The 12,607-nt window shown below is 41.6% G+C and carries 14 protein-coding genes and 1 pseudogene; 11 read left to right on the plus strand and 4 right to left on the minus strand.

Annotated elements, in window-relative coordinates; all coding sequences use genetic code 11:
- Nucleotides 1-125 precede the first annotated feature (125 nt).
- The 7 genes from rsfS to ACKTT2_RS40175 all read left to right on the plus strand — a co-directional run bounded on the left by rsfS (nt 126) and on the right by ACKTT2_RS40175 (nt 5,737).
- Nucleotides 126-587 (plus strand): ribosome silencing factor, encoded by a 462-nt coding sequence (gene rsfS, locus ACKTT2_RS40145; RefSeq protein WP_407897001.1) that lies wholly within the window; start codon nt 126-128, stop codon nt 585-587.
- 35 nt (nt 588-622) lie between these two features.
- Nucleotides 623-1,123, plus strand: a complete 501-nt coding sequence (locus ACKTT2_RS40150; RefSeq protein ID WP_407897003.1) for a CGLD27 family protein — start codon at nt 623-625, stop codon at nt 1,121-1,123.
- Nucleotides 1,124-1,313: 190 nt separating this feature from the next.
- The gene (locus tag ACKTT2_RS40155) at nt 1,314-2,267 is read left to right on the plus strand and encodes an asparaginase (RefSeq protein WP_407897005.1); all 954 of its coding nucleotides are present in this window, start codon (nt 1,314-1,316) and stop codon (nt 2,265-2,267) included.
- A 466-nt stretch (nt 2,268-2,733) separates the two neighbouring features.
- Nucleotides 2,734-3,216, plus strand: coding sequence for a group I intron-associated PD-(D/E)XK endonuclease (locus tag ACKTT2_RS40160; protein ID WP_407897007.1), 483 nt, complete (start codon nt 2,734-2,736; stop codon nt 3,214-3,216).
- Between the two features lie 47 nt (nt 3,217-3,263).
- The gene (locus ACKTT2_RS40165) at nt 3,264-4,709 is read left to right on the plus strand and encodes a YcjF family protein (RefSeq protein ID WP_500691420.1); all 1,446 of its coding nucleotides are present in this window, start codon (nt 3,264-3,266) and stop codon (nt 4,707-4,709) included.
- Between the two features lie 10 nt (nt 4,710-4,719).
- Nucleotides 4,720-5,100, plus strand: a complete 381-nt coding sequence (locus ACKTT2_RS40170; RefSeq protein ID WP_407897009.1) for a hypothetical protein — start codon at nt 4,720-4,722, stop codon at nt 5,098-5,100.
- Nucleotides 5,101-5,119: 19 nt separating this feature from the next.
- Nucleotides 5,120-5,737: a hypothetical protein gene (locus tag ACKTT2_RS40175; RefSeq protein ID WP_407897011.1), complete on the plus strand. Its 618-nt coding sequence runs from the start codon at nt 5,120-5,122 to the stop codon at nt 5,735-5,737.
- Between the two features lie 224 nt (nt 5,738-5,961).
- Here the strand turns inward: ACKTT2_RS40175 and ACKTT2_RS40180 are convergent, their stop codons facing one another.
- Nucleotides 5,962-6,195, minus strand: a complete 234-nt coding sequence (locus tag ACKTT2_RS40180; RefSeq protein ID WP_407897013.1) for a hypothetical protein — start codon at nt 6,193-6,195, stop codon at nt 5,962-5,964.
- A gap of 37 nt (nt 6,196-6,232) precedes the next feature.
- Between ACKTT2_RS40180 and ACKTT2_RS40185 the strand changes: the two are divergent.
- Nucleotides 6,233-6,370 (plus strand): annotated as a pseudogene (locus ACKTT2_RS40185) (modification methylase NmeDIP); the annotation flags it as partial.
- A 363-nt stretch (nt 6,371-6,733) separates the two neighbouring features.
- Here the strand turns inward: ACKTT2_RS40185 and ACKTT2_RS40190 are convergent.
- From ACKTT2_RS40190 to ACKTT2_RS40200, 3 genes are all read right to left on the minus strand, one after another.
- A complete protein-coding gene (locus ACKTT2_RS40190) occupies nt 6,734-7,222 on the minus strand; it encodes a hypothetical protein (RefSeq protein WP_407897015.1) in 489 nt (162 codons plus the stop codon).
- Between the two features lie 327 nt (nt 7,223-7,549).
- Entirely contained in the window at nt 7,550-7,798 is a 249-nt protein-coding gene (locus ACKTT2_RS40195) for an amino acid adenylation protein (protein ID WP_407897017.1), read from the minus strand.
- A gap of 255 nt (nt 7,799-8,053) precedes the next feature.
- Nucleotides 8,054-8,302: a hypothetical protein gene (locus ACKTT2_RS40200; protein ID WP_407897019.1), complete on the minus strand. Its 249-nt coding sequence runs from the start codon at nt 8,300-8,302 to the stop codon at nt 8,054-8,056.
- A gap of 744 nt (nt 8,303-9,046) precedes the next feature.
- On the opposite strand from ACKTT2_RS40200, the gene deoC reads away from it, so the two are divergent.
- The 3 genes from deoC (at nt 9,047) to ACKTT2_RS40215 (ending at nt 12,491) form a co-directional block, all read left to right on the plus strand.
- Nucleotides 9,047-9,727: a deoxyribose-phosphate aldolase gene (gene deoC / locus ACKTT2_RS40205; RefSeq protein ID WP_407897021.1), complete on the plus strand. Its 681-nt coding sequence runs from the start codon at nt 9,047-9,049 to the stop codon at nt 9,725-9,727.
- 102 nt (nt 9,728-9,829) lie between these two features.
- Nucleotides 9,830-10,822 (plus strand): DNA repair protein RecO, encoded by a 993-nt coding sequence (recO, locus tag ACKTT2_RS40210; RefSeq protein ID WP_407897023.1) that lies wholly within the window; start codon nt 9,830-9,832, stop codon nt 10,820-10,822.
- On the plus strand, nt 10,809-12,491 hold the full coding sequence (locus ACKTT2_RS40215; protein ID WP_407897144.1) for an MFS transporter: 1,683 nt from the start codon (nt 10,809-10,811) through the stop codon (nt 12,489-12,491). The genes recO and ACKTT2_RS40215 overlap by 14 nt, the downstream gene beginning before the upstream one ends.
- Nucleotides 12,492-12,607 lie beyond the last annotated feature (116 nt).

Here is a 12,607-nt window from a genome sequence, read left to right on the forward strand (position 1 = left end):
ACCTGTTTTTTTGTTAGTATTCAAGGAAACCAAGTCTCACAGTTGCAAATCAATTTCAATTCTTGATGGTTTGATAGTACTTGTAAAAAATATAACTAAAGATATCCTACAGTAGATGAGGTTTAATGACTGATTCTTTTCCATCAAATTTCCCAAGACAATCTGTCACAGTGACAAACAATTCAACAGACAGCCTACCCATAGATGAAAACGATGCAAGTGGGAAGATGGCTTTAACTGTAGCCGAGGCAGGATCTGACCGGAAAGCAGGAGACATTATTATACTCAAGACGGGAGATGTCTCTTACTTGGCAGACTACTTTGTCCTGATGACAGGCTATTCCAGGGTACAAGTCAGGGCGATCGCGGATGCAGTAGAAGATAAACTAGAAACTGAGTTATCGAGACGCCCTTTGCGGACAGAAGGGAAAGCAGAGGCAACATGGGTGCTGTTAGATTACGGCGAAGTGATTGTTCATGTTATGTTTCCTAAAGAACGGGAGTTTTATAATTTAGAAGCGTTCTGGGGACACGCAGAACGTATAGAGTATATAACATCCGCAACAGGAGCACGCGAACTGGAGTAATCCTTTCTTAAATCAGACGGTGGGAGTCAGCCAACATGATAAAGTCTTCGGTCTCAAATTGCCCAGTACCAACAGAACAACAGCCGCTCAATGAGTACGAAGAATTAAAGTCGTCCTGGCTATTTCGCGACTGTACCTTAAATTGGCGCGAGTATATCACTAAAATCGCGATTATTTGGGGTTTATCGGCAATGATAGCAGGACCCATAGCGGCAACAAGTTTTGCTCCACACAAGCACGCAGCGCAATTTATTTTAAGTAGTGCCGCCGGAGCAAGTGTTGGAGTCATATTAGTACTGATGCGGTTATATTTGGGTTGGTCTTATATACGAGACCGCCTGATGAGTCCGATTATTTTTTACGAAGAGTCAGGTTGGTACGACGGTCAAACTTGGACAAAACCACAGGAAATCGTAACACGCGATCGCCTGATAGTGACCTACTCCATCAAACCCATTCTTCAAAGATTACAAATTTCATTTGCTGGCTTGGCTGTGTTGTTCGTTGCTGGTACTATAGTTTGGCACTTAGTTTAAATAGTCATTAGTCATTAGTCATTTGTCAATTGTCCTTCGTCCTTTGTCCTTTGTTATTCGTCATTTGTCTTTTGTAAAAAATTTAAAACTAACGACCAATGACCAACGATCGACGATCGATGACCAATGACCAATGACTAATGACTAATGACTAAGGACAATTGACACAATTTATGGTATATTTTTACCCATGACAATGGGAAAACGAACACAAGCCACCGCACTAGAAGTTAGATTACTGCGAGAAGGCATTATAGAGTCAAAGCACACAGTCCAAGCCGCGATCTGCGACAATCGCGGACGGATTCTATCCGTTGCTGGTAATGCTGAAACAAGTACATTTGTTCGGTCAGCACTAAAACCATTTCAAGCACTCGCTGTGACTAGCACCGGTACACTAGAACGCTATGACCTCAGCGACAAAGACCTAGCAATTATTACTAGTTCCCACAAGGGAACGATAGAACAAGTACGGCAAGCATTCAATATTCTTTGGCGGGCTGATATAGACCCTTCAGCACTCCAATGCCCCATTCCCGAAGGTAAACGCAGCCCTCTAGAACATAATTGTTCTGGTAAACACGCTGGAATGCTGGCTGTTTGTCAGCAGTGTAATTGGTCGCTAAATAACTATTTGCAGCGCAAACACCCGGTTCAGCAATTGATTCTTGGTAAAGTATCAGAATTGCTGCGAATGCCATCAGAAGAATTTATCAGCGCCCATGACGATTGTGGTGCGCCCACCTACTTGTTACAACTCGGGCAAATGGCAGCACTATACGCTCAGCTAGCTTCTCGTAGCAGCTTAGATATGGAGCGCATAGTTCGTGCTATGAGCCATCATCCAGTTATGGTAGCAGGAGAAGGAGAGTTTGACACGGAATTGATGAGCCTAAGTCCAGGCGAACTCGTGAGTAAATCTGGTGCTGAGGGGGTACAGTGCATCGGCAGACTCGGTGAAGGCTTGGGATTGGCAATTAAAGTTATTGATGGAGCAAAGCGGGCAAAATACGCTGCAGCCATTCATTTACTCCAGCAGTTAGGCTGGATTACTCCTAGCGTAGCTGATGCCCTGTCGGAAAAGTTTATGAACTTCGGTAAGTACAAGCGTTTAGAAGTGATAGGAGAATTATCGTTTTTGTGAGGGGTGAAAAATTTTTTCTTAGGGCTTGTCAAATTTCTAAATCTGTTGCTATACTGAAGAAGACAGAGCGACGCGGGATAGAGCAGCCTGGTAGCTCGTCGGGCTCGAGACGTAAGACAAGCTAAACGCTTGATAGCGAGTCTTGCAGTGGGCGGTACATGAGGAAACTTATGTGCGATTACCTGTCAAACTCGGGGAAGCCATTAGCGCGGTAATCCCGAACCAAGCCCTAGAGATAGGGAAGGTGTAGAGACTGGTAGGCAGGCATCCTAACGTAAAGACGAGGGTGAAGGGACAGTCCAGACCACAAACTGGTCGATCCAGGCAGTGAAAGCTGTAGATGGTAAGCATAACCCGAAGGTCAGTGGTTCAAATCCACTTCCCGCTACCAAATGGAAGCAAAGCCCTACAATTGCATAATTGTAGGGCTTTGTTGTATTTAATGTACAGAAGTTCCGAGTAGTAGATGGACACAAAATTAAAAGGAGATATAGCAGAGCAAGCCGCAATTCTTCATGCCCTGAAACGAGGTTGGGGAGTTTTGAAACCCGTTGGGGATCGGCTTCCTTATGATTTAGCTTTTGACATACAAAGAACTCTGATTAAAATCCAAGTCAAGAATGCGTGGTTTGATGAACCATCTGGAAATTATGTGGTAGATAATCGTCGTACTAAGACAAATCGGCGATTTATGCTTCGAGAAGTCTATAATCCTTCAGACTTCGATTTTGCTCTTGTGTATATCGAGTCGTTGGATTTATTCTATATCTTCCCTGTAGAAGTGTTCGTTAGTTATGGTAGCGAAATACACTTTGTTGAAACTGATAAGCAGCAGCGCAAGCCACGTTCTGCAAAATACCGCAATGCTTGGGAATTAATAGTGCAAGTTGCTGAATGTAAAGAAAAATTGGTGCATTCATCAATCGAGGTTGGAGAAGTGAGCTTGTAAGCTATTCTGAAGAAAAGTCGATCCCAAGATTACGGAGAACTAGATTTGTGAAGTTGCGGCGACCAATTTTAGTGGGAGGATTGGGACTGTCCTTTTCCCTTTGGATGTTAGACAGTTTGCAAGATTCACTGTTACAGATGAGTGAATTTGGCTTACTGAGTCTCTTAGCAGTTGGCGGCGGTTTGTGGTTGTTCAAGAAAAACCGTCCCAAGGATAGTTCCCAACTGCTAGATGGTATGCCTGTAGATAGGGAAACAGTGGAAGTTGCTATTGCAAAAACCCAATGTGTGGTTAATCAACTAGCACAAGAAGCAGAAAACTCTGTGGAGATGCGACAAGTTGCTTATTTACAACAAGAACAAGTCGCCAATCTTACAATTGAGTTAGATAAGCAACAGATTCTAGCCACTGTCACCGGCGGTAAGTCAGTTGGTAAAAGTACTTTGATTAAGGTACTCGAACAAAATGTAGAGACAGGATATCTATCCTCCTTACATTTTCAAGAGACATCTCCTTTATTTGTAGAAACAGGCGAGCAATCAGATGCCAACGTTTTTGTAGAAGCGAAAAAATCTGAGATCGTCCTATTCTTAACAAATGGGGATTTAACAGATACTGAATTTCAGGGACTACAGCAATTAAAGGGTGCAAATCAAAGCACAATCTTGGTTTTTAACAAACAAGACCAGTATTTGCCAGACGAACGTGTTAGCGTTTTGCAGTCCCTAAAACAGCGCGGACCCGCATCTGTAGTAGCAACTGCAGCATCTCCCCTTCCGATCAAAGTACGCAAGCACCAAGAAGATGGTTCCATACAAGAATGGTTAGAGGTACAAACTCCAGATGTTCAACAGTTAACCCAGCACTTGAGTGAACTTTTGGCACAGCAAGCACAACAACTTGTATGGGGAACAACCATGAGAAAAGCTTTGTTGCTGAAAGCTGAAGCGAAAGACTTACTTAATGGTATCAGACGCAATCGCAGCGTACCAATTATCGAACAATATCAGTGGATAGCAGCAGCGACTGCATTTGCCAACCCAGTCCCAGCCCTTGATGTTCTAGCAACAGCAGCCATTAATGCCCAAATGGTGATGGATTTGGGTGGAATCTACCAGCAAAAATTTTCCTTAGAACAAGCACAAGCTGTAGCTGGAACAATGGGAAGTTTGATGGTAAAACTGGGTTTAGTGGAACTTTCTTCCAAAGCCATTGGTATCGTACTCAAGAGTAATGCTGTCACCTTTGTAGCAGGTGGTTTAGTACAGGGAGTGAGTGCAGCATACCTAACCCGATTGGCGGGATTAAGTTTAGTAGAATATTTCCAACAGCAGGAAATAGCTACAAATTCTGGAACTGCGTTAAATCTTGATAAGTTAGGACAAAATTTGCAAAGGGTGTTTCAGCAAAGCCAGCAAATCGGTTTCTTACAGGGCTTCGTTAAGCAAGGCGTAAAGCGTCTTTTGCCAGAAGTTCCTGAAGCTGTTGCCTAGTGGATAGTTCGTGCAAATTTTTACCAATCGATTACGCGATCGCTTAACTGTAGAATTGGCAACAGCGAGGAAACTTAAAGTTAGACCAATTACAGTTAGCGATCGCGACTTTGAAACAGCCGTCAATGCAGGAACAGTAAAATGGGCAGTGACCCAAGAAGGAGAATTATTTATAGTGCCAAAATATGTACAAGGGCAAGAAATATCTCATGCTGTTATAACAAATGGAGAACCTGTTCTAGCTGCAGGTGAGGCTGATATTAGTGGATTTGACGACTATTATTACTTGCTAAGTATCAACAATCATAGTGGACATTACCAACCAAGTTTAAGTAGTTTAGAAATTGGAAGAACCGCTTTCAAGGCAAACGGTATTACTACTACCGATTGAGTAGGAGAAAGTAACTTTTATGAGTGAAGAGGAAGCTACAAAGTTATTAAATTACCTCACAAAACAAGAGGTAACTCAAGTACAAAATTGGCTAAAAAGTGTTTGGCAAGGAAAACAGCAAATACCAGAAAATTTTAATTGGGATGGATTAGCTTTTGTGGCAGCAGACAAGGCAAGAGGAGAGACTTCTTTAGGGGAACAAGAACCACCCAATTTGGAATGGGCAAAAGTAGCAATTTCTATTTATGATTTTTTGGCTGCAACCCATCCTAATATGAAACATTCTTTTTCACGAGATGCCATGATGCTAAGAGCATATACGATCTCAAAAATGGGTCACATTCCTGGCGATCCAATTCTAGATGGAGCTTGCATTGTTAATTGGTTCTTAAATAATCTAAAATTTTCACCCAAAGAAGCACTGAGCATAGCTTTATCTTGGAAAGATGTAATGAAGAACAAGTACAAAGAGCTAACTCAAAATCAGCAACAGTTTGCCGCCTTAATAGAGAAAGTTAGAGAATTAAGGCAAATCAAGAATCAGTTATCGGTTATTCAGTTATTAGCACAAAATAATCAGTTTAATTTAGATGAGGAAATGAATACCTGGCTATCAATACAACAACAATTACCGTAAATTTCATGGGTTTAAATTAAGTTGGTTAATAGTTGTTCCCAATTTTTAGTCAAGATGTAATATCTGATTTCCATGATTTCTTCCTATCCTCATATAAATATAGCGATTTCAATTGGGAACAATACATAAAAAAGTTATGGAACCGCAGCCTGTAGCAGATGAACGCGGATAAATCTGTACTTCATTCCAGTAAAAACCGCTATAATTTGTCGCTTGGAAATATCTTATTTAAGAAAGTGAAGATTATTAATAACACACGTCCATTGCCCTTTGTCAATATGGTAAATCCCTACCTCATTCTCTAGATCGTCATAAAACCGCACTTCGATGCCATCAGCACGAGAAATCCACAAAGCCTCCCCAAAAAAATTTTGTACTGAGAAGCCCTGTGCAGGACAAGTACGACACCAAGCTTTCCATCCGGTTGTATTCCAGCGATAACCATCAGCCTTAAGCAAGTCCCTAATGGCATAAGTATTGCTTCCACCTCGTCAAAGCTTTGTGTTGCCAGAAAATATGTCCCTGACAAATATGTTTAAAACAATTGGCAATGATGTACCTTATCTAGCATCGAAGGCTTTGGCTCAAAGCATCCTAGACTTTTTGTTCGCAGATCCCCCCAACCCCCCTTAAAAAGCTACGGTGTACACACAAGTCTGAAATAGTTCATAAACTGAGATTTGAGCTTATATTTTACCCCACCCTAACCCTCCCCAATGCATTGGGGAGGGAACTAGATTTCTCTTATTTCCCCCCTTTATAAGGGGGGACTAAGGGGGGTAATAATGTGATTATAATGACAGCTAACCACTTTTCAAACATCCTCTTAACGCTTTTTGTGCTTTGTAGGGTCAACTAACTTATATGACTGGTTGGGTTCCGGAGTTGGAGGAAAGGGATGACCTTGGGTTGATGTCACTTCAGTCCCGTACCTTCTCCATTAGAACTGATTAATTCGTACTGTCCACTTACAGGAGTGCGATCGCCAGGGTTATATCAGGTAAATTCTTGCCCATTCTTTGCCGATTCCTGCTTTGTTTGAGCTTGGACAGTACTGTAAGTTAAAGTAAACTTACGTTGGAGTTCAAAACCAGGAAGATAACCGCCTTGATACGGTATTTCTTCAAAATTACTGAGCGTCCCCTTAATTTCTGAAATTGGTTTTAGTAGCTGCTTACTACGCTGACTCCAATTAATAAGTTCTGCATCAAATACTTCTTGAAACTCAAGAGCATGTAAAGTTGCATCATCTGGTAAGGTTTGGCTTGCTACAACAATCAATAACTTTAGAGTGATGGAGACTGTGCAATGCATTTCTCTTGAATCATCGCTCTTATTAACAGAAGTAGAAGACTCGTCTACATGAAAACTAAGTTGCGCTTTAAACTTGGAGAATTCCTCGCTTTGGAGTAGGTGACGAAGATAGGGTAGCAATCCTGCATCCGGATCTGACAGGATTTGGCGAACGGTTGGCGTTTGTATCATGGGTTGTCGGTCGAGAGTATTCGTTAAGGCTTTCAAAATCAACAATTTGACTGAACAGAGCAGACACAAACATCCTCCTTTGGACTGATGAAAGGCTAGTTTCTACAAGCTTACGATGTCTCTTTGGACATAAGCATAAGCCAGCATTTACTCGTTGAGCTATTTTTATCATCACCGTCCCAGTTTCAGGAGTCAGACGAATGCCACTGACGGTATCCCAGATTGTTGTCACAGGCGGTGGATTAAAGGGAGATACGATTCACCCACTACTGTTACTACTCCTACAAATAGTATTTTTGCTTACTTAATTACTTTATCAATAAATATCTAAAATCCGTCCATATCAATTTCAGAAGGAACAATTACCTGCCGGGGAAAATCAGCAGCTTGCTTATCGATAAGTTCTAGTAATGCGCTATTACAACGTTCCGCTATTTCTTGGTATTTATTAGCGTACCATCCAAGTGATGTCACAACACAGGGGTCACTTACATCAATACCATGTTTCACCAGTTCTTCAGTTTCTTGAACAGCCAAATTGAAAACTGCATCAAGATCTACAAAAAATTCAGACATTTTGCTTACGACTCACTCTCAGATTTCACTGCTATAGACACCGTTTTTCACTCAGCTTTCCACTGCTTAAGTATTGGCAAATCACCTTGCAGTTTGTTTACATTCTGCCTTTTTCCAAAAATAAAAATTTACGCCGACTTACTAACTAGACATCTCCGGAAAGTCTTGGTAAGGGCGCAAGGCATTGCGCCCTTACCAAGACTTTCGGCTAATGCATAATTAATTTCTGGAGATATCTACTTGATGAATTAATATTTAAAACTCGTACCTATCAATTTCAGAAGGTACAGTTACCCTCTGAGGAAAATCAGCAGCTTGCTTATCGATAAGTTCTAGCAAAGCTTGATTGCAGCGTTCCGCTATCTCTGGATATTTATTGGCATACCATTCTAGTGAAGTTACAACACAGGAATCGCTTAAATCGAAACCATGTTCTATCAGTTCTTCAGTTTCTTGAACAGCTAGATTAAAAATTGTATCAAGATTTACAAAAGGTTCAGACATAATTAAAATTCCATATTAGTTAGCTGTTTCCTATACCTTAATTAAGGGTACAAAATCATTAAGTAAAAAATGCCCTGAAATTTTATCAAAGCGTGTCACACTTCTTAAATGAACTTTTGCCACAGAATCTTTTCCTTTTTTGCTGGTTCGATTTTCCTTGATTTAGGTTTTTAAACAAGTAGTTTCAAGATTTTTTATATGAATAAATTTTTCTCTCCTTTCATCACGGCATACCCCTATTCACGTTCTAATCTCAAGTTTTTATTGCTAGAATATTGTTATCATCAAGGGTAAGAAGCCGATATAACAAAACTGACTCAAAAAGTAAGTATTCCTAAAAAACTACTGTTGAGTAATGGCCGAGAAAAAATGATGTGCTAAACCATCTCAATACTTAATTCTCTGTTGCTGAAGCTTTAGTAATCCAGTCTTGACTTGCACAGACTGTGTTAACCTGCCTTTGCGGGTTTTGCCTGTATGGCGTCGAATTCTGTTCGTCCTTGGCTTTTCTACATTGACAAAGCTTAATTGATACAATAGATCTAAGGACAGCTGAGTAGTTTAGAAACCAGATTTCTTCGAGAAACAGGGTTGCTAAGCCAAGTTTAAATTTCTTCTGTTAAGTTATAGATTACACTTGATTAAAAAAAGCTTTAGCGGAAATTCATAAGAATTATGATTTAATTTATCTAAAGAGTTTTAAATTTCTTTATAAAGGTTAATAATCTAGTACTTAAAAAAGCGATGGCAGCAGATTATACAGACATTGATATTGCGCCATTCATAGACCATGCTTTGCTGATGCCAACAGCGACTCCAGAGCAGGTAAAGCAATGGTGTGAAGAAGCAGACAAATTTCATTTTGCAGCAGTTTGTGTCTACCCCGTACACGTAAGGCAAGCAGCAGAACTTTTGCAGGGCAAACAACCTAAAGTCTGTACGGTTATTGGCTTTCCTACAGGCGCGGTGACTTCAGCTACTAAATTGTATGAAGCTCAAGAAGCTGTGGAAAATGGTGCAACAGAATTGGATGTCACAATCAACTTGGGATGGTTGAAAGCTGGCAAGAGTGATGACGTGCATCGGGAAATTGCTGAGATTTGTGAGGAAACCGGGCAAACAGTAAAAGTTATTTTGGAAACCAACCTGCTGACAGATGATGAAAAAAAACTGGCTGCAGAACTTGCTATGGATGCTGGGGCAGCATTTCTTAAAACCAGTACGGGTTGGAATGGCGGGGCAACATTAGCAGATGTAAAACTTTTGAAGGCAGTCGCTGGAGAAAGAGTAGGAATTAAAGCCTCTGGGGGAATTCGCACTATCGACCAAGCTTTAGACTTGATATTAGAGGGAGCCACTCGGTTGGGAACCTCGCGGAGTGTTGAATTGCTCCGACAGCGCGATAGGCTGGATCTTGGCAAGTAGTCATTGGTCAAGTGTCATTAGTCATTAGTCATTGGTCATTAGTTACTTATCTTTTTACAAATGACAAAAGACAAATGACGAAGGACAAAGGACAAAGGACAAATGAGTAAAACTTATAAGACAACTGGTATTAATTTAAAAACTCAAGCAATAGGAGAATCAGATAGGCTAGTGACAATTTTGACACGAGAATTTGGTCTGATTCGCGCTATTGCCCCTGGATCGCGCAAGCACAAGTCTAGCTTGGGTGGCAGAAGTGGAATGTTTGTGGTAAATGAGTTATTGATTGCTAAGGGGCGATCGCTTGACAAAATTACCCAAGCCCAAACTGTAAAAACTTACCCAGGACTTGGAACAAGTTTAGGAAAACTTGCAGCGAGTCAGTATCTAGCAGAGGTAGTACTGTGTCAGGCGTTAAGCGAGCAACCTCAAGAAGAACTGTACGAGTTACTTAACGAACACCTCAGCCGTATAGAAGAATTACCAAGCCACGAGCCATCTGCTGTCGTAGCGTACTTGGCACACGGATTATTTCACCTTTTAGCCATAGCAGGACTCACTCCGCAAGTACAAGCCTGCTGTCTAACAGGAAATATTTTAACTCCAGATTTTGCCACCCCCGATTGGCAAGTAGGATTTAGCATTCCCACTGGTGGAACAGTTTGTTTAACAACATGGAAACGCTTGAAGCAGGAGGGGGAGAAGAGGAGAGAGGGAGAGAGGGAGAGAGGGAGAGAGGGAGAGAGGGGGATTTCCTCCCCAATCGCCAATCGCCAATCGCCAATCGCCAATCGCCAATCGCCAATCGCCAATCGCCAATCCCCTCCTTCTGTCAAAGAAAATACTTCCATTTACAAAACAATTGTTCATCAGCAGGAATTACCAGTTATTTCCAGTCGATTGGATGCAACAGAACTTTCCATACTCCAACAGTTATCACAACCAGAGATAATGCAAGATATAGCCAAAAACTATGGCTGGTTTTCTGTCGAGCAAATTTTGCGCCAATACGCTCAATACCACTTTGGTCGTCCTATTCGCTCTGCCGCTTTAATTGATTCTTATTTTGCTACCCACCATGATGCAACCGTCTGATTTGGATACAAAAATCCAACCAATGCCACCAAGCCATGTCAAGAAACAAAGTAGGGCTTCGGTACACCAAGTGACAAATCACCCTGGTGCGAATAAACCTATCTCGAATCAGGTTTACCTCCAAGAAAAGTCGGCAAATGACCTTTCTGGGAAATACAAAAATGGGAAATCGGAAGTCCCTCAACCCAATTTCACAAATGACCGCGAAAAGAAATGGGAATCCGAACCTACTTACAGTCAAGGGAATGGTAACGGCAATGGTTCCGGAAGTATCCCGGAAGGAACTAATAATGTCATAGCCGCATCTGATTCTAATGGCAAGATAGCATCAGAGGAAAAAAAAGAAGACGGGGGTTTTTTTCCAGTATTAAGAAATCCCAATTTCCTTGCTCTTTGGGGCGGACAAGTTTTTTGCCAACTGGCAGATAAAGTTTATTTGGTATTGATGATTGCCATCATTAGTACTCAATTCCAAGCCAGCGATCAGACTATCAGTGGTTGGGTTTCGGCACTGATGATGTCTTTTACCATTCCTGCAGTGCTATTTGGGTCTCTCGCAGGTGTGTTTGTCGATCGCTGGTCAAAAAAGGCAGTTTTGGTATCTACAAATGTTTTGCGAGGCATACTGGTTTTAGGCATCCCGCCACTTTTATGGCTCACGCAAAATTGGCAATCGTTTTTGGGAGTTTTGCCAGTAGGGTTTGTGATTATCTTGGGAGTCACTTTTTTGGTGTCTACGCTGACACAATTTTTTGCCCCAGCCGAGCAAGCGGCAATTCCTTTGGTGGTAAAAGAGCAACATTTACTTTCTGCTAACTCACTTTACACCACAACAATGATGGCATCGGTGATAGTTGGGTTTGCGGTAGGGGAACCTCTGTTAGCTGTGGCAGATAATATTTGGTTGCAACTTGGTGGAAGCAATGGTTTGGGGAAAGAAATAGTGGTTGGTGGTAGCTATGCGATCGCAGGAATTATTTTATTACTGCTTGCAACTCACGAAAAACCTCATCAACCCGATGAAGAACCACCTCATGTTTTAGCTGACTTGCGGGATGGGTTTCGGTATTTGGGAGAAAATTCTCGTCTTCGCAATGCCCTGCTTCAACTTATAATATTATTCTCCGTCTTTGCGGCTTTAACCGTTCTTGCTGTGCGGATGGCAGAAGTCATTCCTCATTTAAAGGCATCTCAATTCGGCTTTTTGCTTGCAGCTGGTGGAGTTGGCATTGCTTTGGGAGCAACAATTTTAGGATTGTTCTGTCAGAGATTCTCATACACTCAACTGAGTTTATTTGGTTGTTTGGGTGTAGGCGCATCTCTCATTGGGTTATCAATATTCACGAAACAGCTTTGGATTGTTCTGGCTTTGGTAACGCTAGTTGGTGTTTTTGGAGCCTTGATAGGCATTCCCATGCAAACTGCTATCCAAACAGAAACCCCTCCAGAAATGCGTGGTAAAGTTTTTGGTTTGCAAAACAACGTTATTAACATTGCTCTTACCCTACCCCTGGCATTGGCAGGTTTGGCAGAAACTTTTATTGGATTGCAAGCAGTCTTTTTGGCATTAGCAGCGATCGTATTTTCAGGTGGTATATTAACCTGGTATAACTCCTCTCAATCATCTTCATATACTGGTGGCAATAAAGCGGATAAAAAAGCTGTTTAACAAAGCAGATTCACCAATACCCATTGCCCTTTATCTCCAGAGGGGACTCCGAGTTCCCCAATCCCCAGTCCTTGAATGATTATTTGAGTCAAAATTCAGATGCTATTGCTGACTTG

This window comes from Scytonema hankhaensis NUACC26, assembly GCF_045865695.1.
Classification (GTDB): Bacteria; Cyanobacteriota; Cyanobacteriia; order Cyanobacteriales; family Nostocaceae; genus Scytonema.